Raw genomic sequence first — 22,666 nt, 5'->3', positions numbered from 1 at the left:
CTCTTGGGACACCTCAAATAAAGGAAGTTGTGGGTATCCGATCCGTATGATCGAGGCAGTCCTTAGTTCAATTGGAATAAATCTCAGGTTTCAGTACTCCAACATATGGGAGGTTCCGATACCGCTCGGCGTAATCCAATCCGTAGCCTACTACAAATTCGTCAGGTAACACGAAGCCTGTGTAGCTGGCTTCAAGATTAACAGTGCGGCCTGATGGTTTATCAAACAAGGTAACCACAGAGATAGTAGCAGCATTCCGGTTGCGGAGCAACTCAATTAAATAGCTGAGTGTAAGACCACTGTCAATAATATCTTCAACGATCAAGATATCGCGGCCTTCTACCGATACATCCAAATCCTTAATAATTTTGACTACTCCAGAGGACTTGGTGGATGCTCCATAGCTGGACACTGCCATGAAATCCATCTCAACAGGTACTGTAATGGCTTTAACCAAATCTGCCATAAATATAAACGCACCTTTTAGTACACAAATGACTAAAGGGGTACGACCTGCGTATTCTTCGCTCAGTGTTCGACCGAGCTCCTTAATTTTCTGCTGAAGTTCCTCTTCGGTGATCAATACTTCTTGAATATCGTTTTGCAACTTGCGAAACCTCCTAAGTTATACTATGAAAGACTTACTTCGACCATTACGTTTCTTCGCGGTCATCCAGCTCTGCCAGAGACAATAGAAGTACGGAGGTCGTGTGCCGCCCTACTGCGGCATGCATCGAGCGTCTTACGCCCGGAATCCAGACGATATTGCCCAAACCATCACAAACGAGGGGAATCAATGACCGTTCGGAAGCAGGTATTTTATCATCAATATAAATATCTTTTACCTTTTTGCTTCCGTTTAATCCCATGATCCTTATGGTATCTCCAGGCAATCGGGATCGTATCGTCAGTGGAAAGACCAGTTCATCACGGTCAAACCAAGCCGACATCTTCCCATAATCCTCCCCCTGTACAAAAAAGTTTTCTCTCTCCAGTACCGCCATCGACATCACCTTACCTATTTCCTCCAATTTAAGCTCAGAGTCCGGTAAAAACAGACGATATGTATAGCTTGCCTGTGGCGTCGTGGGCTTGGACGAGAACAAGATACTATCATATTGCCGCACACAAGTCAGGCCTCCACCCAAATCCAAGCTCCAGGTGGTGGGATAGCTCTGCAGCGTTCCCCGACGTACAGTTTCGATCTTGGGGAAATCAAGGGCAGATAAATCCGCCGACAGATAATTTAATATTAGTTTAATCAAACGCCGTTGTAAAGCGGAGGGTATGGCAGCAAATGAAGCTCTGTTAAAGGTGTATTTCCCATCCCCTTCCGAAACTAGCTCTTCAAAGCATTTTGCCGCAGACGTCTCCATATACTCATCTTCAGCTCCGGCAATTTCCGCAAGCTGTACGAGGGATTGCCTCACTCTGCCATTATACTTTTCCAGAAAAGGAAGAACTTCCAAACGAATGGCATTCCGCTTGTATTTCGTCAGCAGATTGGTGGCATCCTCAGCATAAGTGAAACCTTCATTTTGGCATAACCCTAAAAGTGCTGTTTTGTTAATACGTAGGAATGGGCGAATGAGTTCCACCTTTTTTTCTGTTCTTTTCCACTTGATACCCGACAGTCCAGATAAGCCACTTCCGCGTAATAGACGCATAACTACAGTTTCTGCCTGATCATCAGCATGATGAGCCAGAGCAACAGAACGCGCCCCATATCGGTGTGCCGTATCAATCAGAAATTCGTACCGCTTCTCACGTGCAGTACCCTCAGGACCAAGTCCACTCTCTTTAGCCAAGGAGGGAATATCGAATTCCGCAAACTCAAAGGGCAGTCCCAGTTCTTCAGCCATACCACGTACGAGCTCTGCCTCTTCCTTCGACTCCGGTCTAAATCCATGATTCACATGAGCACATATTAAGGTAAGCGGAATAAATTTTAAAGATATTTCATGTAAAACATGCAAAAGAGCCACAGAATCCGGGCCGCCGGAAACTGCGACTACAATGGTGTCATGGGGCGCCCACAGCTCATGCTCGGCTGCTGACTCCAATACAGACTCCACCAGTCCATTCATTTGCTCCACATGCGCCCCCCTCTCTCTCCAACTATATGTATGAGTTCAAAAACGGAATACCCAATAAATCGTAAAGGCGAGCAAAAACAAAGACAATGCGAATGCATTTTTTAACCACCGGGGGGTGTCCATACTATCCGGGCGCTTTCTGCGCGAGTTATAAATATGGTTTCGCCAGACCTCAGTAGCATCCGCAGAGCCTGAGAACCCCCCTTTTAACGCCATACAAATCCAGGAGGATAGTTTCTTATTGGGTAAATTTCTAGCCAGCTTAAATAATTCGTCCACACTTCTCGTCTGCGGCAGCTGTAAGGCTGCCTTTTTGAGCCCTTCTTCATTGAGCAAACGAAGACACAGCACAGCAAATGCGAAAAGATCGTAACCCTCATCGCTGATTCGACTGCCCGCATTCCAGAAACCACGATCATGCCATTCGGTAAACTGCTTCACACTACGACCAATAGGGCTTGTGCCCCCAAAGTCGATCAGTTCCACTTCACCGTATTTCGATACCATGACGTTCTCGGGCTTCAAATCACCGAACACAAATCCACATTCATGCAGTGTGCGCAGCTTTTCAAGCAGACCAAGACCTACCAGGCCTAACCAATCGGGACCGTTTTTCGATAAAAAATGATGCAGCGGTTTGCCTTCAACATACCTCATCACATAGAAGGGGATATTATCCCCATTCGCGAAATCATCCGCTTCCAAAAAATAAGAAGACAATGGATTCTCACGACGAGCCCGATGTTCATTCCGCTTTCGTCGCGATTGCAGCGAGGTCAGCACATTGATCTCCGATTGAAGTTCAAGTGTATCGTATCCGATTTTTAGCGCGTACCTTTCCCGTCTGCCTTCTCTTTGCACAAGATATACGGTTCCGTTCGCGCCCCTTCCCAGCATCCGCTCAACGACATAACGGTTACCCCGCCATTTGCCGTTAATTAAGGTACCAGTAGGATAGGACGGATTAGACGACATACCCACCAATCATCCCTTCTCTTTCGTCGTGGTCATCGCTTAGTCGGCGTCCACGATGTTCATCCAGTGTATCATAACGATAATGTTCAAGCACCTTGAAAATAGCTGGGCCAGTCGGTGTTGCGCCTCTCATGTGTAATTTAGAGAATAGCGTACGAATACCTGACATGTCATGCGTCCAATCTAGATCAAGCTTGGCATCTTCACTGCTGTTATTTCCGGGAAAATGAAACACAGCGATCTCACTCTTGCCTTCCCGTGCTTCTAAACTGAGTGCCAAATCGCGGATTGCATCTTCCACAGCACCCAGTTTAGGCTTCATACTGGCACTGGCATCGATAAGAAGTGCAATGCGCAGCGGCGTTGTTTCTGTCAGTTCATCTACAACTGTAACAACCTGTGAACGTTGAACAGGAGGCAGCTGATCCAGTGAGCCGTCGCCTAGTATCTTTTTTACCTCTTTATTAACCGCCTGCTGGATCGTCTGAACCACGGTCTTGCGTGTCATCATCTGAATCGTCTGCGCCAGTTGTGGTGTTCCGACTATGCGGCTAAGGCCTCCCCCGGCCTTGGCAATGTCGGCAATCTCCCGGCTGCCGATTTCACCGATCGTACCATAATCAACTACACCGACCACATTTACGGTGATTCCCTCCTGCAGGGCATGCGCCGCTGCCAACACCGGACTTTCTCCTACATTCGAACAACCGTCAGTAATGAGCATAATTTGCTTCATAACCCTCAACTCCCCCTTTGTTTGAACCTCTGTTTCTAGCATATCCAGAAATGAGAGATTTCAAACGGTCGATGTTAAGTGAGGAGTCTAGATCAAAACAGAGGGGGTTAGTGAATAGGGGAACTACGAGAAATGTTTGGGCTTTCGATCGCTGTTGTCCTCAGATTCCTTGATTAGAACCGCCTCTCGCGGTTGGAATCCGAGGACAAAGGCGAACGCTCCGCTTCTACAGCTCCAAACTTTCTCTCCGTTCCATACCTTCACTAGTAAACAGTTTAGATCTACAGATTCCGTCCCAAGTCAGCCGACCATTGAAACGAGAATAGTAGAGGCCGGCGAGTTACACATCACGGACTCGCCTTGACTGCCTCCATTAGCACGACGCCTTACGCGTGCTACAAACTCACAAGCAACACGACGCTTCACGCATGCCCCCAAACAGCACGATATCTTGCACGTACCTTAAACTATACAAGCAACACGACGCTTCGCGCGTGCCTCCCAAGCAGCACGATATCTTACGCGTGCCTTAAACTATACAAGCAGTACGACGCTTCGCGCGTACCCAACATTAAAACCTACTAAACCTAAACCTAAACCTAAAATAACTAACTTACCGTACGCGGGCGCTCCATACGGCCGATGCCCGGCATATGCAGACTGGACCATTCCGGATGGAAATGATCAAGACGGCTGACGACAATAGTCATGTCATCAAGGATCTCATTGCCCTGGTAACGGATCACTTTCTCCAACAGGCTGTCCGCTAAATCTTGAGGATCATCACCCTCAAGCTCTTGGATCATCCGTTTCATCCATATCTCCTTATTAACGGCATATCCAGGCGCATCATAAATACCATCGGTCATCATAATTAAAATATCGCCGGGGCGAAGCTGCATACTGATTAAATCCACATCAATATCTTTAATGATTCCTATCGGCAGATTACTAGAGGTTATTGGAATGACCTCACTCCCCCTCCGGATGAAGCTTGGTGCTGAAGCAATCTTCATAAACGTTGTCTGCGCAGAATATTGATCGATTAAAGCCATGTCGACAGTAGCATAGAATTCATCAGGGGAGCGTAATAAAAGAATTGAGTTGACCGACTTTACAGCCAGCTTCTCATCCATTCCGGATTGCAGCAGCTTTTCTAACATGCCGAGTGCGGCACTGCTCTCCATCCTTGCCCGTTCACCATTCCCCATTCCATCACTGATGGAAACTGCAAAGGTGCCATTTCCAAGCTCTACGGTGCTGAAGCTATCGCCAGATAGCATATCTCCACCTTTAGAAACAACTGCCACACCCGTATTTACCTCAAAGGCTTTGGCTGAACCAAAGGTAACCATCGAGAGTCCTTCCCGGGGATGAACCGCCGTCTCACTCATGACAGCAATATTCTCATCCAGAATGTCGGAGAGGAGTGGGGCGATCATTTTACGGCATTCATCAAAACCGCGATTATAAGCGTGCACTACTTCTATTTCTACGCGCCCGGGGTCCAGACTTAAAATTTCAATGCCATGAATAGACAGTCCCAATTTCTCAAGAGCCTCGCGGATTTGCGCTTCCTGCCGATACATGGCCTGCCCCTCACGCTTAATTTCCTTGGCCAAGTCTTCCATAACCTGTGACACGCCGGACAGCTGCTCGGCAACAAATTGCCGACTATCGTATATTTGTCTTTTCCACCGCATATCATGTTGGTAGAGATCATATTGTCCCTTCATGACCTCAAGCACTTCACCGGTTTTGCCACAAATACGGCTCCATTCCGGTGGCAGCTGAGCAGCCGTAATATCAGGGCACTCCTCAACAGTTGTCATCATATCTGTCATGTATCTATATGTCTGATAGAATTTTGCATCCCAGCAGTGAGTACGGCGAATGCAGCCAGCGCAGGCTCCTTCTGTGACCGTATTCATAAAATCTTCCATTTCACGATCCGATTTGCCCACTTCTCCGGCACGTGGAATCTGACCAAAGCTACTGGAGAGCTGTTGGAATACCTGTGAGAATTGAGTGACCCGTTCTGCAGTCAGATCCCTGACCCTGCGGGCATATTCATGTTGAGATCGGCTATGATCTGACGTGCCCGGTACATATTTTGCAATCGCTGATATCATCGCCTTAGGTGTTATTAGAAACAGCACTACTGCTGCGCAGGTCTCCCATGTTGAGGCCATCATATCACCCGGACCCGTAAAATAGACGGAAAGGATCGTTGATCCTAGCAGCATGCCAATAGATACCGCACCCTTTCGCCCACCTTGCATCATTCCCGCTAGCATTCCGGAAAAAGCAAGCAGACTCATCTGATAGATAGCACTGATATCGGCTAGACTAAGGATCAACCCCGTCACCACCCCAACAGCTGCACCGAGGGGAGCGCCCCCTGCCATGGCAAAGAGCAGAATTAAATAACGAGACAATATATGCTCTAATGACAAACCATTAAGGGTCCATCCCACAAGGCCTGTCATTACGGAGGCTAACAGAATAATAAGGCATAAAACCTCCTCGTTCCTCAGCGATCTGCTCTTTTGTTTGTAAGTTAGTAGAGGAAGTGCCTGAATGAACACAAGAGTAAGTACAAACCCAAGTAAAGCATCCAGAGTTGTCATCATAAAGGGGTACCAGGAAAGAGAAGGTCCGAGAACAATCTTGAACAGGCCAACCATAAACGAGGATACGAATACCATAAGGGGTGCATAGGACAAATCTATTCGTTCGAAACTTTCAAGCCCTCTATAAACAAGAAAGAAGATAATCAGTTCAGCCGTAGTAACCAAGGCACCCGGAAACGGAGTGAAGAGACTTCCAGCTATAATAGCACCTGCTACAGGTAACATAGAGTCTCGACGCATAAACACAATGACGGCAAAATATGCGACAGCAAAAGGGGACAGCTCGTCCAGAATCATAGCTCTACCTAGCAGAAACCCCATAAAGCTTAACAGAAGCATCCACTTCTTCGCTGTTATAAGCTGAATATAACGCTGCTTCTGACCCCAAGCTATAATACGCGTGCCTAAGGCTTGTCTCTGCTTCTTATCTTCGCTTCCCACTCTTGTCCACTCTGGCAAATTCACCACATTGCTTTTACTCATTACCCTACACCACCCGTTTAAGAATTTATGGTTCTCATTATATAGCGGGTCATTTGAGAAAGTTTGTCAGAAATGGAGGGACAGTCATAAGAAATTTCCGACAAAAAAGCCTTTGTTCATTATTCCTAAAAAAATAGAGCGATCCCTTGCGGCGCAGTAGTTTGCTTCTCCTCAAGCTTGATTCCAGTGCAGTTTTAGGCGCAAGCCTGGCGGTCATTCGCCAGCGATTGCCCTAGAGTTATGTGAAAATGACATGGATGCTGTCGGCAAGTTTATATGACACGACAAAAAAACCGCAAGGGCGAAATGCCCTTGCGGTTATTTATGATGTACAGGTATTGGATTATACGCGTTTGGCTCCACGGCCTCCGCGCTTTCCTTCTGTGTTCTTCTTAATCGAAGATATCCGTTCTTCGCTGTCTTTCAGGAATCGCGACATTTTATCCTCGAATGAAGGTTTACCGGCTGCAGGCTTAAATGGACGCCCACCCCGTTCACGATTGAATCCACCGCCGCCTCCACCACTGCCGCCACCGCCGCCGAAACGGTCTCCGCCGCTAGGACGTTCTGGTCTTGGAGCTCTAGGCGGACGTACTTCCGATGCTGGCTTGTCAACAGCCTGCTTAATGGAAAGTCCGATCTTGCCGTCCTTATCGACGTTGATCACCTTGACGGTTACTACATCACTAATCTTCAGATGATCGTTAACATCCTTGACGTAATTATCGGCGATTTCCGAGATGTGAACGAGACCTGTGACACCTCCTGACAGATCCACAAATGCTCCGAAATGCGTGATGCCTGTCACTTTGCCTTCTAACTTGGTGCCCACTTCAATTGCCATAGAATAAAATGATCCTCCCTTAAAAATATACAGACGAATATTAAGGTCATCCTGTCTGCGGTGATTTGATTATACAGTAAAGAGCAAAGCAAGGCAACAGAGTAAAAGCCTCTTTTAGCCAGTATTATTGCTCTGATTGCTCTGTTCGAATAGGAGTTTCCCCTTGAGGATAGATATTGTACCATTTACGCGCTAATTGGCCAATATACTCATCATCATTAAGTCTGGACACTTCATATTTCAGTTGATTCAAAGATGACGTGACACTCTCGCTAGTCTTTTGTTTCTTGGCGAGTTGCTCGCCCTTGTCCGCAATAACTGCACTTTGATTGAAGTAAGTATAACCCGCCCAGCCAAAAAATACTGCCACAAAGAGAATCCACATGAATCTTCTTCTCTTCGCGCCTGCGGCCGAATTTTTGCTAGGATTACTTTTCTCTTCCGCAGTGAATCTGTTCATGCAGCGTACCCCCTAATTCAAAGGTCAGCGTTTCCGCCATTTGGTAATCCATCCAGTGATCTTCACGATCCAGGCGCTATGCTTAAGCCGTGATAACCATGGAGAAATCCACCTTACAGGTAATACCCAAATTGGCTTCGTTAGACGCAGCAGAAGCTTAAGGATGAATAATAGAATACGACCTAGCAGCACTAGCAACCCTATAATAAGGCGCCAAAGCCAGCGAAGAGGTTTACCTATCATAATCTCCATAAGTCTCCATAGCAATCTGCACATATACTGAACCGATTGAATTAACATTAACACAAAACGCCGCACCGTAACACTGAAGATCAAAAAATAGATCCATATTCCTAGAAATAAACCTAAAAAGACATAAAATCGCAATTGCCCCTGATTTCCGGCATAGAGCATTCTAAAAACAAACAAAGCAGCACAAAGCCAATACAGCAGGTCAAGCATGGCATTCAACCATTTGGGAAAATTGAACTTGAGCGACAGCACCCGGTAGCTGTCATAGGCCAGTCCCATTGTCACCCCGGCCAATATCATGTAGAACAGCGTCAGCCACTGAACTGCAGGATTCATTTAAATAGCTTACCGAGTAGACCTTTATTTTTGCCCTGCGATCCGGGATCTAGATAAATCAGGGAATGTACATTGCCCTCCAAGGACAACAGTCCATTCTCCAGACTTAAATTTTTGATATGTAAATGATTCCCGCGAATGGTGAGATGGCCGAGTTCTGTACGAAGCAAAAATTCCTCGCTATCAAAGCTCTCCACATTTTGCACGCCCGTCAACTCTAGCTGTTTACGACTGCGCATGTGCAGATCATGCTGTTTATTTACCTTTCCTGGCTCGATCATAGCATGTACCCCTCCTTCTTACCTCTAATCTATGGCAGTAGAAGAAGTTATAGAACATTCCAATCCACTAAAATAAGAGAGACAAAAAGAAAAAAAGAAGGTGCAACTCTACAATATGTAAAGTTGCACCTTCTTATTTACTATTCATTATGTTACTCCTACCAGTCCAATCCGCTGCTTTTGGCAACAGGCTCTTCCCGAAGTAGAGTATACATACCAGCGGCTTCGTCCTTGCGCGTCGTTTCGACTAGCTTTTCGACTTTGACCGTTACAAGCTTTTGTCCAAATTGCACAGTAATCTCGTCACCGATCTTAACTGCACTACTTGGTTTAGATTCCCGCCCGTTAATCAGCACCCGGCCTTGTTCGGACACATCCTTGGCCACTGTCCGGCGCTTGATTAATCGGGACACTTTCAGGAATTTGTCAAGACGCATTAGTTAACGGCTTCTTTAAGCTTGTTACCAGCTTTGAATGCCGGTACAGTTGATTCTGGAATTTCAATCGTTGTGCCCGTTTGCGGGTTGCGACCAGTACGTCCTGCACGTTTACGAGTTTCGAATGTACCGAAACCGATCAGTTGGACTTTATCGCCTTTTGCCAAAGCTTCTGTGATCTCACCCAAGAATCCGTTCAATACTGCTTCTACATCTTTTTTTGCCAATCCGTTTTTCTCGGAAATGTTGTTTACCAAATCTGTCTTGTTCATAATTTAAAGTTCCTCCTAGGATACGAAAAAATAAATGAAACGAGATTCACCGCCATATTATGGGGCAAGTCGTCATTTCGTCTTTATGATATTCTTGATGTCATCTTAAAATCCTGCCACGAATCGTCGTTTTTTTAAAAAAGAAACAGTTATTTCTCAGAAATCGTCGCAGAATCTATTCTATAGCACTATTAAACTACTCGCCATAATCTAAATCAGAGATGAATGCTACTTTCACAGCATTGCCTCATCTTAAGGTCCGTATACCGTACATAGTCTGAGAAAATCACTATACTTTTCGTTCCTCAGTCTTTGCCTCCTGCCACAACTCTTCCATCTCTTCCAAGCTGCTATCCTCTACACTCACACCCTTGGCTCGCAAACTTTGCTCGATATACTGAAACCGACGCACAAATTTGCGGTTGGTCCGGGTTAAAGCTTCTTCCGGATCTGCACCAATAAATCGGGCAACATTGGTAACAGCAAATAATAGATCGCCCAGCTCCAGGATTTGATCCTCCGCGGCTGCGTCAGTATCGATGGCTTCTTGCAGCTCTTCTATTTCTTCACGAACCTTAGCTAAGCAATCCGTAGCGTTGTCCCAATCAAAGCCCACCTTGGATGCTTTTTTCTGAAGCTTGTACGCCTTCATAAGAGCAGGCAAATCACGCGGAACTCCACTGAGTACGGATAGTTCCTCGGGCTTTACGCCTTTCCGCCGCTTCTCCTCTGCCTTCATGCCCTCCCAATTGATCAGAGCTTCTTCAGCGTCATTCGCATTCTTGTCACCAAATACATGAGGATGGCGGAAGATAAGCTTATCATTCAGTCCTTCTATGACGTCAAAAACGTTAAACGTGCCAAGCTCCTCTTCCATTTGGGAGTGCAGCATGATCTGCAGCAAAAGGTCGCCCAGCTCCTCTTTCATATGGTCTGGGTCATCCTCATCAATCGTTTCAAGCACTTCATAGGTTTCTTCGATTAGATTTTTACGCAAAGATTCATGAGTCTGCTCCCGATCCCATGGACAACCGTCCGGACTGCGCAAAATATCGACAATCTCATGCAAGCGAGCGAAAGTACGACTTCTTAGCTTCTCATCACGATTCGCAGGTACATAGACCAGAGACAAATTTCCATAACCCTCAAGCCGGTCCAATTCGTATAGAGGAACAGTCACAATGCTTTCTTCGTTCTCCACGCCAAGGGCATGACCCACCACCACTTCATATTCCGGCGGATACAGCTCCATCAGACATAACTTTGTCTCTGAAGCTGTAAAGCTGTCATAAACCTGGCCAATCAGAGTATGCAATTCAGGTTGAAGCTGAGCGCTGCGAATGCCTGAAGCATCTAATAACTGGAACCCTTCAATAGGGTCAAACCCCAGTCGTACAAACGCCTCGTCCAGAAAACTCTCCCCGCCTAATATTTGCAGTTCTATTCCTTCTTCCGGGCAACGCTGACGCAGCTGTGAAACAGCTGACTCTGCAACCATGGGATGCCCCGGAACCGCATAGACAATATCTGTACCGTCTGCGGCAGAGCGAGCCTCTTCAATCAATTTTGAAGTAATTGCCGCATAGACCTCAGGAAACGAAGCTAATGCTTCATACAGTCCATCAAAGGATTGCGTGGCGATTTCAAGCTCGGTGAGAGCAGCCATGACTGGATGCTCTTGGGTACGAACGTAGACAACGGATGCTGCCTTCAGTTTTTTTATAATTCCTAGTGTCAGCCGATCGGGATTACCTGACCCGAGACCAACAACTGTTAATGTTGCACTCATATGTGTTCCTCCTTTTAAGCGAGTTAATTATGGAAATAACCGCAGCTTTTTGAACTTGTCCGCCAGAGACGGGCCGATGCCCGGAAGCTGGCGAAGTTCGCTTTCGCTGAGCAGCCGCAGCACCACCGCGCCTACGGCAAAGACAACGCAGCCTGCGAGCACCCCAAGCAGGCTCTGCGCCAAGCTGGCGGTGCGTCCGCCGCCGATGCCAGCGGCCGTAGCCGCGGCGCCAGTGCCCCAGCTGGCAGCTGCGGCGGCAAGAGCCAGGCCCGCTGTGAGCAGCGCGGGCCGTGCCAGGGCATCTGCGAGGCGAAGCCGCAGATGGCCCTGGCGGTACAGCAGCAGCACGTTAAGCGCTGCTGCCAACGAATGCGCGGCCACGCCAGCGATGGCCGCGCCGGTAATGCCCTGCTGCGGAACCAGCAGCAGGTTCAGGGCCGCCTTGAGCAGCGCGGCGGCCAAAAGGTGCAGGGCCGGGGCGCGCACGTAGCCGAGGCCCTGCAGGAGCGCAGCAGAGATGATGCTGACTGTACCGCCAACAGCGGTAAAAGCCAGCCAAGTCATTGTGCTGCTGCCAGCGGTATCGCCGTAAAGAGCCATATTAATCGGCTCAGCAAGCACTGCAAGGCCCGCTGAGGCCGCTAGACCTAACAGCCAGAACCAACGCAGCGACAAGCTGCAGCGGGTCTCAATCAGCTTCATATCTCCCTTGTACTTCGCTTCCGCCAAAGCGGGAATGAACACAACAGACAGTGAGGTGGCAATCATCGTTATAATCTGCACAAGTGGCAAACCCCGATTGTACACACCAAACTGGGCCATCGCAGCTACTTCACTTCCGTCAGACGACAGCAGTCGAGGCACAGTGAATACATCTACAAGACCGATAAGAGGCATAGCCAGTGCACCTAGCATTACGGGAATTCCATAAGCCAGCAGTGTACCTGCTTTAATGCCCATAAACCCTTGCTTGGAACCTAGTCCATGTCCTGCATCCAGCGCTCTTACACGCTGACTTTCGACAGCAGCAGCTACTTCAGCAGCAGCTTCCTGTTTTACCCTCCGGCGGTGACGTCTCAAGTACAGCAGCATAATTACAAGCCCTGCGGCTCCCCCTCCGGCAGAACCAAGCAGCGCGCCAGCAGCGATGCTCTCAGCTCCTGCTCCCTGCGAAGTGAGATATAAAAGAAGAACAATCATCACTGTAACCCGTACAGACTGCTCTACAATCTGTGACACGGCAGTAGGAACCATATTATGCAGCCCCTGAAAATACCCGCGTATGGCCGACATGACAGGGACAACTGCCAAACCCCAGGCGCTTGTCCGCAAGGCAGGCATTACATGTGAGTTACCTACCCATTCGGCAATGATGGGTGCACCTGCATAGGTGATGGCGCCGATAATCAAGCCGCTGATGCCTGTAATTAGCGCGGATAATAGTAGAATCCGCCGGCCTTCTTCATCGCGTCTCCCAGCCGAAGCTTCGGCGACAAATTTGGAGATCGCCGCAGGCAGACCTAGCATAGCTACCGTTAACAGCATTGTATACAAGGGATACACTGTGTTGTATATACCAAATACAGCATCTCCGCCTAGATTTTGCAGCGGAATTTTTTGGAGTGTGCCAATAAGCTTTGAGATAATGGCCGCGGCACTAAGGATAAATGCGCCTTGCAGCAATCGTGATGTTTGTGTATTGGATTTCATATAATACCTGCTTCTACAACTTTGATGGGATGAATTTCTATATTATAACTTATGTATGCCCACAAGTAGAAACGGTTTGTGTAAACAACAAAACCCCGTTTGCCCTTTGTATATCTTACCAAAAGGAAACCGGGGTCTAAATTAAGATTACTGCTCCATTTGTTTGCCCAGGAAAGCGGCAGCCGTTTCGGCCATTTTTATTTCCATTTGCGCCATCTTCGCCGAATCATCCTTGCTCACCATCACTACACAACCAATAGGATCTCCACCGGAAATGATCGGTGAGGCTACATATGAGGACACCAAATCCGGATGATCTTTAGCGATTTCATAACTGCCTTCATTGGTTTCTAACACAGTCTTACGGCTGTCCATGACTTTCTCCAACAGCACTCCCACCTGTTTCTCCAAATAATCTTTTTTGGAGCCGCCTGCAAGGGCAATGAAGGTGTCACGATCAGCAATCATCGTAATGTGCCCAGTACCTTCGAACAATGACTCCGCGTACTCTTTTGCAAAGTCACCCAACTCACCAATCGGAGAATATTTCTTGAGAATGACTTCACCGTCCCGATCGACGAATATTTCCAGTGGGTCTCCTTCTCTAATACGAAGAGTACGTCTAATTTCTTTGGGAATAACCACGCGTCCGAGGTCATCAATACGGCGAACAATTCCAGTAGCTTTCATTTCACATGTGCCCCGCTTTCTTAAGAAGTATGGTCTTACTACTGTCCATTATGGGAAAGGATAATCCCAGTGATTTATCGTAATATCTGACCATAGTATTCATCTCTTCCCAGATCCTTATACATAAGCTGACATGTATTAATATCTGCATCAAGATAAAGGTAGTTCTACAACCGTTTCTGCGAAATAAAAAGCCATCTTCACTTTAAGTGAAGATGGCTTTTCTAAGGTAAGCTTGTCCATATTTACCGATGTTTATTCAGCGGCATCTGTAGCACTTGGGGATGCGCTTGGAGCTGTAGTGGCTTCTGTTCCACTATTTGTTCCGGTTTCATCTGCGGAAGCAGAGCTTTTTGGCAGATTGATGTTCTCAATAATGCCTTCCAGATCCTTTTCCATGAACGTTTCTAGGTTCTTGGATACAATTGAGCTCTTAATGCCTTCTTTTTGCTCATCCGTTAACTGGTCGAAAGTCTTGTCTGTACGGGACTCCACCTTGATGATGTGGTAACCGTAAGAAGTTTCTACAGGATCACTGATGGTATTTAGAGGCAAGGTCTGTGCAGCCTTCTTAAATTCATCCACATAAGTGCCTACAGCTTTATCTTTATATTCTCCGCCTGCCTCTTTAGAGCCAGTATCGTCAGAATATTCCTTAGCGATGGCTGCGAAATCAGCACCGCCATCCAGCTTCGCCTTAACTTCTTTCGCTATTTTAAGCGCTTCTTCGCTGGTACGCTCTTTGTTGTCTGCATCTGTCAGACCAATTAGCACATGACGCAGTGTGGCAACCGTAAAGTCGCCTTTAGTCGCTTCGAATTCTTTGACAACTTGATCATCAGTCACTTTAAGCAGCATATCCTGATAAACTGACAGCACACGCTCCATATAAGTACGAATATCTTTCTCTGTAACGTCAGCATCTTTCAGTGTCTTCTTATAGGTATCGCCCAATTGTTCCTTAATGCTTGCAATTTGAGTATCGGCTTCTTTCTCCGCTTGCTTTTTCGCTTCATCCGTTGCTTGGGAAGCCAAATATTCAAAGCCCACTTCTTGCTTCAGAATGGACTCCTTAAACGCATCAATCTCTAAATATTGCGCTTGTTGTGGAGATAGGAATTTCATGATTTTTTGATCCATTGCAAATTCCTTTTGTGTAATCGTTCCACCTTTATAAGTGGCTACAGCTTGATTATCATCAGCACTATTTCCACATGCTGCTAGCATAGAAAAGGAAACTGCCGCTGCCAATGAAACGAGCAGCACTTTCCATGATTTTGTTTTATTTAACGACATTGTGTAGTTCTCCCTTCGATTTAAAAGACTGTTTAGCTTCCTTAAGAAACTGTTCAAGCAAGTCAAGCAGCTGTTTATCACTTAAATCTTTCGATTTGACCCGGATACTGGCTTTCGCATCCCTATCAAATTGTACACGTCTTTCGAAGCTATTTCCAACTTTGGCGAGTTTCGCTGTGTCTAAAGCGCCGAGACTTCCCTCATAGAAATTCAAGGTAACATCATCTCCGCGTCTAATCATGGAATCAATGCCATACATTTTTCCATACACTTTCAAACGAGCAACCGATAGTAGATTCACCACGGCTTCAGGTAACTCACCGAACCGATCCAAGAGCTCATCTTCAAGCTCGGAAGCATCATCGAAGGAGGTTACTGCCGCAACTTTTTTATAAATTTCAATTTTTTGGATACTGTCGTAAATATACTCTGACGGCAGATACGCGTCAATCGACAAATCAATGACTGTATTGCCTTCTTTCAGGGATGTATCTTCCTCCCCAAGCACAGTAACCTTACGCTTACGAATTTCCTCCGCCAGCATTTGTGAGTACAGATCAAACCCCACGGATGCGATAAAGCCATGCTGCTCTGCACCCAGCAAGTTGCCTGCACCGCGAATAGACAGATCTCGCATCGCTATTTTGAAACCAGAGCCCAGCTCCGTAAATTCCTTAATAGACTGCAGACGTTTCTCTGCAACCTCTGTCAGAACCTTGTCCCGTTGATACGTGAAATAAGCGTAAGCGATCCGATTGGACCGGCCTACACGTCCACGCAGCTGATAGAGCTGAGACAAGCCCATTTTATCCGCATCATGCACAATAAGTGTATTAACGTTCGGAATATCTACGCCCGTCTCAATAATACTTGTGCTGACGAGCACATCGTATTCTCCGTCAAGGAAATCGAGAATGGTCTTCTCCAACTCAGATTCCGACATTTGACCATGTCCGATGCCAACTCTAGCCTCAGGAACAAGCATAGAGATTTGAGCAGCCATTTCTTGAATGCCCTGCACACGATTATAGAGATAATAGACTTGACCACCGCGGGCTAATTCCCGCTCTACAGCTTCCCGCGTAAGGGTCTGGCTATGCTCCACTACATACGTCTGTACAGGGAATCTGTTCTCTGGCGGGGTCTCAATGACAGACAGATCCCGCACTCCGAGCATCGACATATGTAGCGTACGAGGAATTGGAGTTGCAGTCAGCGTAAGAACGTCTACATTCGTTTTCAGCTTTTTCAGCTTTTCTTTATGAGTTACGCCGAAACGCTGTTCTTCATCCACAATTAATAGCCCCAGATCCTTGAATACAAGGTCCTGAGATAACAGACGATGTGTACCGATAACTACGTCGACAGTTCCTGCCCTAACGCCTTTAATCGTCTCGTTCTGCTCTTTACGGCTGCGGAAACGACTTAAGACCTGAATATTAAGCGGGTAATTAGCGAAACGTTCCCGGAAGGTCTCATAATGCTGTTGAGCCAAAATCGTTGTCGGGACTAGCACCGCCACCTGTTTACCTTCAATCGCTGATTTAAAAGCCGCCCGAATAGCCACTTCAGTCTTACCATATCCAACATCACCGCAAAGCAATCGGTCCATTGGCCGGTTTTGTTCCATATCCTTCTTAATCTCTTCGATAGCCCGAAGCTGATCTCGGGTCTCTTCGTAAGGGAACATTTCTTCAAATTCATGCTGTTCCTGTGTATCCTTTTCAAAACCATATCCTGCGGCACTTTGGCGCTCAGCATATAGTTTTATCAAATCATCAGCAATATTCTGAACGGAGGAACGAACCTTATTGGTGACTCGTGTCCATTCATTGCCGCCTAGCTTATATACTTTCGGCTCTTTATCTTCGGAACCGACATATTTCTGAATCAGGTCAATCTGCTCAATCGGAACTGAGAGCTTATCGCCGCCAGCATACAGAATATGCATGTAATCACGGTGAATACCGCTGACCTCAAGCGTGCCGATTCCCATATATTTTCCGATACCATGGTTCTGGTGGACGACATAATCACCGATTTTCAGCTCTGTGTAACTCTTGATCCGTTCAGCATTATCTATTCCTTTGGAAATCTTCCGTGCCTTCCGCTGCTTCTGAGAGAACATTTCCCCCTCAGTTATAACTGCTAGATGAATAGAGGGCAGCTCAAAACCAGAACCCAGATTTCCTTGTACAATCATCGGCTCGTTAATGCCGTAATCATAAAGAACTCTGCGCACTCGTTCAATCCGTTCCTCACTGCTCGCAAGCATCATTACCTTAACACCGGACTTCTGCCAACGCTCCATCTCCGATTTCAGCACATTCATCTGGCCATGGAAATCCTGCATTCCACGACTGATAAATCCAAGAATGTTCTGAGGCTGAATATGCGGAACCTGACGTAAAAAGATTGACATAAACAGACTTTGGAACGGGCGCTGATACATAACAACATCCGTATCGACAGAGAGATCTAGATCCGGTAAAGATTTGCCGTTTTGCAGCAAATGCAGGTTCCATTCCGATTCATCTCGTTCAAGCTGTCTCGCCGTTTCGAGCAGTCTTGTCGGCTCATCTAGAATAAGAATGGTATCCTGGGCCATGTAATCAAATAAATGAGAGCGTTCAGGATATAAAAGACTGATATATTTATAGATCTCCGGGAAATAAGTACCTTCCCGCAGCATTTCCAGCTCACGGCCAATTTCTTCCCGCAGCCTGAGCTTCGCCTGGCGATCCGCCATCTTCTCCAACTGTCGCTCCATCATAGCTGAGGCTTCAGCAGAAGCAGATTCCTGGCGCAATCTACTAGCTATAATCTCTTTAGCCGGTGTAATCTTCACACTACGTACCTTATCAATAGAACGCTGATCCACTGGATCAAAAGTTCTTATGGAATCAACCTCATCGTCAAATAACTCAACCCGATAAGCCAAAGGAGATGTCATTGGATAAAAATCAATTATTCCACCCCGTACGCTCAGTTCACCACGATTTTCAACCCGCTCTACTCTTTCATAGCCCATTTCAATCATGGACATCAAAAATTCATCCAGAGCAAGCGTTCCATCTTGGGAAACGGTGACTTGTGCCTCTGCCATAACCTCTGGGGCTGGCAGCAATCTACGCACTCCTGAGTAAGGAACTACAACAATACCACGGAAGCCCTGAGCACATTTGGTCAGCACATCTATACGCTGAGCCAGTGTCTCTGGGCTTGATACAGCCGCTTCTGCAGCCACTAGTTCATTGGCGGGATAGAGCAGAACCCGGTCAGGAGAAAGCGCTTCCTGCAAATCATCGGCCATCTTCTGGGCCGAAAACATATTATGAGTCACTACAAGTAAGGGACGAGTTGTCTCTTCATGTAATGCTGCAAGCATAATCTGTCTAGCAGAACCTGTAAGCCCCGATATGAGCTGCTCTTTCATACCTGCAGCAACACCATGGGTGATAGACTGGAAATCGGGATCCTTGGAAAAAGCTTCTATAAGACCTTGTAACAACAGGCGCACCTCTCTTACTAAACAGGCTAACGGTGGCATAACCACCGTCACCTATTATGATTGGAATCGAAAAGAAGCCTCAGCTGTAACGCCAAGGCTTGCGGATGACGATAGAGACAGGCGCTTCCACCTTACTGAAGCGGACTTGTCAGCAGGCTAAGCTCCGGATTGTTCTCTAAAGCCTCCTTGCAATAGTCGCAAGTAACCTTTACCGTGATTTCACCTTCTGAATTATACGCTATTATATCTCTGCGCTCCGCAGGGGTCAAGGAATGAAGGCCCAACTGCATTTCTGTAACATCACTTCTATTAATACTGCCTAGAGATGTCTTACAGTGCCTACAAACATAGTTTATTGCCATCTATATGCCTCCTGAAGGTACTATATACCTTCAGTATGTCCGGGCAGCTTCATCTTTAGCCTTAAAAACAACAGGGTTTACAGATTAACCATTGAACTTAGCCATCGTCTGCTCGAATGAATGCTGTAAGCTGTATTCAAGTGCATCACAAGTATTAACGATCATTTGCTTAAGCGGATCGTTTTCCTTCTTAGGAAAAGAAGAAAGTACATAATCGACAATAGCAAAACCTGGCTCAGGACGAGAAATACCCATTCGTACCCGATTGAAATTCTGTGTTCCTACATGCTGTATGATGGATTTAATTCCATTATGTCCACCAGCGCTTCCTTGATAACGCAAACGGATTTTTCCGATTTCTGTATCCAAATCATCATAAACGACGATCATATCTTCAAGTTGAACTTTGTAATAATCCATATAAGCGCGAACGGCCTCACCGGACAAGTTCATAAAGGTCATGGGCTTAATCAATACGGTTTTGACGCCACCAATGACCCCTTCACCGATGACGGATTTACATTTGCTCTGGTTGAAGGCAATTCCGTTCTGGGCGGCAAGCTCATCCAAAGCCATAAAGCCAACATTATGCCTTGTTTTCGCGTACTGTGTTCCGGGATTTCCCAATCCGACAATCCATTTCATTATCGAACCTTTCCTTTCCATTCGGGCTCTCCGGCAAGAGGAGTCCGTTTTTGGTACAATAGATCTAATCTACATATCTCTGTGCAACCAGAGCGAAATTATACTCCGAAGACAGGTGATAACCCATGCCGCACAAAGGCGAATTATTGACACATCAACGCCATTTTCAGTACCACATCCAATATGCTGTGCCCGTGGAAATATATAAGGGCGACGTGCATATTGATATCGGTGTATTAACAGCGGTAGACGAAGCTTTCGTGGAGCTACAAGGGACACTCTATAACCGCAGTTTATTCACCTTTGTCTCCCGCCCCGGATATTGAATCCAGTAGTTCTACCTGTAGCACGCCGATAAGGGTTACATCTCCGAGAACGGAGGTGTAACCCTTTTGTACTATTCATTCGTTATATTTATTCAATCTCGAACAATTTACTAATCGATAACTCTTCATGAACGCGGATAATTGCCTCACCCATAAGTGGAGCCACGGATAACACCTTGAGCTTAGAGGTTGGATTCGCGCTGCGAATTGGAATGGTATCCGTCACGATAATTTCTTTGATTGGAGAATTCTCCAGACGCTCGTGTGCAGGACCAGACAATACTGGGTGTGTACAGCATGCGTATACTTCCTTCACGCCGCCTTCCATCAAAGCATTAGCACCAAGTACGATAGTTCCAGCGGTATCGATGATATCATCAATCAGGATGGCTGTTTTGCCTTCGATATTACCGATGATGTTCATAACTTCGCTGACGTTAGGTTCTGGACGACGCTTGTCTATAATAGCCAGCGGAGCGTTTAGGAAATCAGCAAGCTTTCTTGCACGTACTACACCGCCATGATCCGGCGATACGACAACTGGGTTCTCGATTTGTTTGGAACGGAAATACTGAGCCAGAATCGGTACACCAAGCAAATGATCCACTGGAATATCGAAGAATCCTTGAATCTGCATGGCATGAAGATCCATCGTAATTACACGGTGAGCGCCAGCCTTTTCAATTAGATTGGCTACCAGCTTAGCGGTAATGGGGTCACGGGAACGGGCTTTACGATCTTGACGGGCATATCCGTAGTAAGGGATAACCACGTTGATGCTTTTTGCAGAGGCACGTTTAAGCGCATCTACCATAACCAAAAGCTCCATCAGGTTATCATTTACAGGGCCACAAGTGGATTGAACAATATAAACATGACATCCCCGAACGCTTTCTGACAGCTTGACCTGAATTTCTCCATCGCTGAAACTTGTGGTGTGTGATTCACCCATCGGAATCCCGATGTAATCAGCAATTTGACTAGCTAGCTTAGGATTGGAGTTACAGGTGAAAATCTTTAACTTGGAATCACAATAAGTCATAAAATATAAACCCTCCGTGACGGAATTTAGCTTTCCAAAGGCGCCGGCGCGGAAATATAAGTCCGTCCGGCGCTTCTTAGCAACGCTTTACGATGGACTCGAGTGGTCTTTCTTCGCTTTAGCACGGGAACGGATCTTCTCTGCATATCCCGGTTTGTTCTCTTGTCTTACTCTAGCTACAGCCAGATCGTTCTCGGAAACGGAACGTGTAATTGTCGAACCTGCTACAACAAAAGCCCCTTTGCCCACAGTGACTGGAGCAATAAGGTTAACATTACTGCCAATAAAGGCATCGTCTGCGATTGTTGTCTTGAATTTATTATACCCGTCGTAGTTAACGGTAATCGCACCGCACCCGACGTTTACATTCTTACCTACAGATGCGTCGCCGATATAACTAAGATGTGACACCTTTGAACCGTCACCAATAGTAGCATTCTTGATCTCGACGAAATCTCCAACCTTAACTTCTTCTCCAAGCACAGAGCCTGGACGCAAATAGGCAAAAGGCCCAACGGTTGTCCGTGCGCCGACTTGAGCTTGATTCAATACGGACTGCTTAATCGTTGCTTCATCCATGATCTGACAGTCTTCGATTTCACTAGCCGGTCCGATCACACAATTGTCGCCGATTACAGTCTTCCCTTTCAGGATGGTTCCTGGATAAAGCGTTGTATCTGATCCGATAACTACATCTGATCCGATATAAGTGGAGGCTGGATCAATGATGGTTACACCACCGAGCATGTGTTTACGATTAATACGTTGACGCATAAAGGCTTCCGCTTCAGACAAAGCTAAACGATCATTAACGCCGATAGACTCAGCTGCGTCATGGGTCTGATATCCTAGTACGGTATCCCCTTGTGAACGAAGAATCCCAATCACATCAGTCAAATAATACTCCTGCTGGTTATTACTGTTCGTTACCTTTTCGAGTGCAGCAAATAATTTAGCATTATCAAAACAATAAGTGCCTGTATTGATTTCCTGAACCGCATCTTCTTCCGTAGTGCAATCCTTCTGCTCTACAATCTTCAGAACGCCGCCATCTTCACCACGAATAATTCTTCCGTAGCCTGTAGGCTTTTCCATAACTGCTGTCAATACGGTTGCAGCCGCATTACGCTGTTCATGAAGCGCCATGAGTCCTTCCAGGGTCTCCGTGGTTACGAGTGGTGTGTCTCCACAAATAACTATAGTTGTTCCTTCTTCGCCAGCAAGTAAATCCTTTGCTTGTTTGACAGCATGGCCAGTGCCGAGCTGAGTTTCCTGCAGAACGTATTCTGCTCCATCACCTACATAGGCCTTAACTTTCTCTGCGCCATGCCCAACAACAACAACGGTGCGCTGGCATCCGGTCGCTTTTACTGTATCAAGCACGTGCCCTACCATCGGCTTACCGCAAACGGGGTGCAGCACCTTATATAATTTAGATTTCATTCGCTTGCCTTGACCTGCGGCAAGTACTACAGCCATTCTTTTCAAGA

General features: G+C 46.6%; 21 protein-coding genes. 1 reads left to right on the top strand and 20 read right to left on the bottom strand.

Annotated features, from left to right (window positions below):
• Nucleotides 1-67: 67 nt before the first annotated feature.
• The 18 genes from hpt to pth form a co-directional block, all read right to left on the bottom strand.
• The gene (gene hpt, locus MKZ16_RS00335; RefSeq protein WP_036678757.1) at nucleotides 68-607 is read right to left on the bottom strand and encodes a hypoxanthine phosphoribosyltransferase; all 540 of its coding nucleotides are present in this window, start codon (nucleotides 605-607) and stop codon (nucleotides 68-70) included.
• A 46-nt stretch (nucleotides 608-653) separates the two neighbouring features.
• Nucleotides 654-2,087, bottom strand: a complete 1,434-nt coding sequence (tilS, locus tag MKZ16_RS00330) for a tRNA lysidine(34) synthetase TilS (RefSeq protein WP_076105862.1) — start codon at nucleotides 2,085-2,087, stop codon at nucleotides 654-656.
• Between the two features lie 45 nt (nucleotides 2,088-2,132).
• Entirely contained in the window at nucleotides 2,133-3,077 is a 945-nt protein-coding gene (locus MKZ16_RS00325; RefSeq protein WP_094902328.1) for a serine/threonine protein kinase, read from the bottom strand.
• Nucleotides 3,061-3,807 carry a VWA domain-containing protein gene (locus MKZ16_RS00320; RefSeq protein WP_038568031.1) on the bottom strand — a complete coding sequence of 249 codons (747 nt, stop codon included), beginning with the start codon at nucleotides 3,805-3,807 and terminating at the stop codon, nucleotides 3,061-3,063. The genes MKZ16_RS00325 and MKZ16_RS00320 overlap by 17 nt, the downstream gene beginning before the upstream one ends.
• Before the next feature lie 608 nt (nucleotides 3,808-4,415).
• The gene (gene spoIIE, locus MKZ16_RS00315) at nucleotides 4,416-6,923 is read right to left on the bottom strand and encodes a stage II sporulation protein E (protein ID WP_076105840.1); all 2,508 of its coding nucleotides are present in this window, start codon (nucleotides 6,921-6,923) and stop codon (nucleotides 4,416-4,418) included.
• Between the two features lie 343 nt (nucleotides 6,924-7,266).
• A complete protein-coding gene (locus MKZ16_RS00310; protein ID WP_036678766.1) occupies nucleotides 7,267-7,767 on the bottom strand; it encodes a S1 domain-containing RNA-binding protein in 501 nt (166 codons plus the stop codon).
• A gap of 124 nt (nucleotides 7,768-7,891) precedes the next feature.
• Nucleotides 7,892-8,227, bottom strand: a complete 336-nt coding sequence (locus tag MKZ16_RS00305; RefSeq protein WP_036678769.1) for a septum formation initiator family protein — start codon at nucleotides 8,225-8,227, stop codon at nucleotides 7,892-7,894.
• Nucleotides 8,228-8,251: 24 nt separating this feature from the next.
• The gene (gene yabQ / locus MKZ16_RS00300) at nucleotides 8,252-8,815 is read right to left on the bottom strand and encodes a spore cortex biosynthesis protein YabQ (protein ID WP_036678771.1); all 564 of its coding nucleotides are present in this window, start codon (nucleotides 8,813-8,815) and stop codon (nucleotides 8,252-8,254) included.
• Nucleotides 8,812-9,096 (bottom strand): sporulation protein YabP, encoded by a 285-nt coding sequence (gene yabP / locus MKZ16_RS00295; protein WP_036678773.1) that lies wholly within the window; start codon nucleotides 9,094-9,096, stop codon nucleotides 8,812-8,814. Before yabP ends, yabQ begins: the two co-directional genes overlap by 4 nt.
• A gap of 158 nt (nucleotides 9,097-9,254) precedes the next feature.
• Entirely contained in the window at nucleotides 9,255-9,533 is a 279-nt protein-coding gene (locus MKZ16_RS00290) for an RNA-binding S4 domain-containing protein (RefSeq protein WP_036678775.1), read from the bottom strand.
• Nucleotides 9,533-9,805 (bottom strand): HU family DNA-binding protein, encoded by a 273-nt coding sequence (locus MKZ16_RS00285; RefSeq protein ID WP_036678778.1) that lies wholly within the window; start codon nucleotides 9,803-9,805, stop codon nucleotides 9,533-9,535. Before MKZ16_RS00285 ends, MKZ16_RS00290 begins: the two co-directional genes overlap by 1 nt.
• Before the next feature lie 289 nt (nucleotides 9,806-10,094).
• Complete coding sequence (gene mazG / locus MKZ16_RS00280) at nucleotides 10,095-11,594, bottom strand: nucleoside triphosphate pyrophosphohydrolase (RefSeq protein WP_076105838.1); 1,500 nt, start codon at nucleotides 11,592-11,594, stop codon at nucleotides 10,095-10,097.
• 27 nt (nucleotides 11,595-11,621) lie between these two features.
• A complete protein-coding gene (locus tag MKZ16_RS00275) occupies nucleotides 11,622-13,304 on the bottom strand; it encodes a polysaccharide biosynthesis protein (protein ID WP_036678782.1) in 1,683 nt (560 codons plus the stop codon).
• A gap of 147 nt (nucleotides 13,305-13,451) precedes the next feature.
• Entirely contained in the window at nucleotides 13,452-13,994 is a 543-nt protein-coding gene (gene spoVT / locus MKZ16_RS00270) for a stage V sporulation protein T (protein WP_036678783.1), read from the bottom strand.
• Between the two features lie 255 nt (nucleotides 13,995-14,249).
• Nucleotides 14,250-15,290, bottom strand: a complete 1,041-nt coding sequence (locus MKZ16_RS00265; protein WP_036678785.1) for a peptidylprolyl isomerase — start codon at nucleotides 15,288-15,290, stop codon at nucleotides 14,250-14,252.
• Nucleotides 15,277-18,801: a transcription-repair coupling factor gene (gene mfd, locus MKZ16_RS00260; protein WP_038568019.1), complete on the bottom strand. Its 3,525-nt coding sequence runs from the start codon at nucleotides 18,799-18,801 to the stop codon at nucleotides 15,277-15,279. The genes MKZ16_RS00265 and mfd overlap by 14 nt, the downstream gene beginning before the upstream one ends.
• A 131-nt stretch (nucleotides 18,802-18,932) precedes the next feature.
• Nucleotides 18,933-19,163, bottom strand: a complete 231-nt coding sequence (locus MKZ16_RS00255) for an anti-sigma-F factor Fin family protein (RefSeq protein WP_036678789.1) — start codon at nucleotides 19,161-19,163, stop codon at nucleotides 18,933-18,935.
• Between the two features lie 84 nt (nucleotides 19,164-19,247).
• On the bottom strand, nucleotides 19,248-19,808 hold the full coding sequence (gene pth / locus MKZ16_RS00250) for an aminoacyl-tRNA hydrolase (RefSeq protein WP_076105860.1): 561 nt from the start codon (nucleotides 19,806-19,808) through the stop codon (nucleotides 19,248-19,250).
• A gap of 125 nt (nucleotides 19,809-19,933) precedes the next feature.
• On the opposite strand from pth, the gene MKZ16_RS00245 reads away from it, so the two are divergent.
• The gene (locus tag MKZ16_RS00245; protein ID WP_036678792.1) at nucleotides 19,934-20,134 is read left to right on the top strand and encodes a hypothetical protein; all 201 of its coding nucleotides are present in this window, start codon (nucleotides 19,934-19,936) and stop codon (nucleotides 20,132-20,134) included.
• Nucleotides 20,135-20,222: 88 nt separating this feature from the next.
• Here the strand turns inward: MKZ16_RS00245 and MKZ16_RS00240 are convergent, their stop codons facing one another.
• Entirely contained in the window at nucleotides 20,223-21,176 is a 954-nt protein-coding gene (locus MKZ16_RS00240; RefSeq protein ID WP_036678796.1) for a ribose-phosphate diphosphokinase, read from the bottom strand.
• A gap of 87 nt (nucleotides 21,177-21,263) precedes the next feature.
• On the bottom strand, nucleotides 21,264-22,664 hold the full coding sequence (glmU, locus tag MKZ16_RS00235; RefSeq protein ID WP_339815229.1) for a bifunctional UDP-N-acetylglucosamine diphosphorylase/glucosamine-1-phosphate N-acetyltransferase GlmU: 1,401 nt from the start codon (nucleotides 22,662-22,664) through the stop codon (nucleotides 21,264-21,266).
• Between the last annotated feature and the right edge of the window lie 2 nt (nucleotides 22,665-22,666).

Origin of the sequence: Paenibacillus sp. FSL R5-0928, assembly GCF_037970385.1 — a bacterium.
Lineage (GTDB): Bacteria > Bacillota > Bacilli > Paenibacillales > Paenibacillaceae > Paenibacillus_AQ > Paenibacillus_AQ odorifer.
The sequence above is the reverse complement of the archived record's forward strand: the minus strand, read 5'-3'. Positions and strand labels throughout refer to the sequence as shown.

What these genes read in the sequence shown, in the direction of transcription:
- tilS (WP_076105862.1), bottom strand. Translation starts at nt 2,087, where the DNA reads ATGAATGGACTGGTGGAGTCTGTATTGGAGTCAGCAGCCGAGCATGAG.
- MKZ16_RS00320 (WP_038568031.1), bottom strand. Translation starts at nt 3,807, where the DNA reads ATGAAGCAAATTATGCTCATTACTGACGGTTGTTCGAATGTAGGAGAA.
- spoIIE (WP_076105840.1), bottom strand. Translation starts at nt 6,923, where the DNA reads ATGAGTAAAAGCAATGTGGTGAATTTGCCAGAGTGGACAAGAGTGGGA.
- MKZ16_RS00310 (WP_036678766.1), bottom strand. Translation starts at nt 7,767, where the DNA reads ATGGCAATTGAAGTGGGCACCAAGTTAGAAGGCAAAGTGACAGGCATC.
- MKZ16_RS00305 (WP_036678769.1), bottom strand. Translation starts at nt 8,227, where the DNA reads ATGAACAGATTCACTGCGGAAGAGAAAAGTAATCCTAGCAAAAATTCG.
- yabQ (WP_036678771.1), bottom strand. Translation starts at nt 8,815, where the DNA reads ATGAATCCTGCAGTTCAGTGGCTGACGCTGTTCTACATGATATTGGCC.
- yabP (WP_036678773.1), bottom strand. Translation starts at nt 9,096, where the DNA reads ATGATCGAGCCAGGAAAGGTAAATAAACAGCATGATCTGCACATGCGC.
- MKZ16_RS00290 (WP_036678775.1), bottom strand. Translation starts at nt 9,533, where the DNA reads ATGCGTCTTGACAAATTCCTGAAAGTGTCCCGATTAATCAAGCGCCGG.
- MKZ16_RS00285 (WP_036678778.1), bottom strand. Translation starts at nt 9,805, where the DNA reads ATGAACAAGACAGATTTGGTAAACAACATTTCCGAGAAAAACGGATTG.
- mazG (WP_076105838.1), bottom strand. Translation starts at nt 11,594, where the DNA reads ATGAGTGCAACATTAACAGTTGTTGGTCTCGGGTCAGGTAATCCCGAT.
- MKZ16_RS00275 (WP_036678782.1), bottom strand. Translation starts at nt 13,304, where the DNA reads ATGAAATCCAATACACAAACATCACGATTGCTGCAAGGCGCATTTATC.
- spoVT (WP_036678783.1), bottom strand. Translation starts at nt 13,994, where the DNA reads ATGAAAGCTACTGGAATTGTTCGCCGTATTGATGACCTCGGACGCGTG.
- MKZ16_RS00265 (WP_036678785.1), bottom strand. Translation starts at nt 15,290, where the DNA reads ATGTCGTTAAATAAAACAAAATCATGGAAAGTGCTGCTCGTTTCATTG.
- MKZ16_RS00255 (WP_036678789.1), bottom strand. Translation starts at nt 19,163, where the DNA reads ATGGCAATAAACTATGTTTGTAGGCACTGTAAGACATCTCTAGGCAGT.
- pth (WP_076105860.1), bottom strand. Translation starts at nt 19,808, where the DNA reads ATGAAATGGATTGTCGGATTGGGAAATCCCGGAACACAGTACGCGAAA.
- MKZ16_RS00245 (WP_036678792.1), top strand. Translation starts at nt 19,934, where the DNA reads ATGCCGCACAAAGGCGAATTATTGACACATCAACGCCATTTTCAGTAC.
- MKZ16_RS00240 (WP_036678796.1), bottom strand. Translation starts at nt 21,176, where the DNA reads ATGACTTATTGTGATTCCAAGTTAAAGATTTTCACCTGTAACTCCAAT.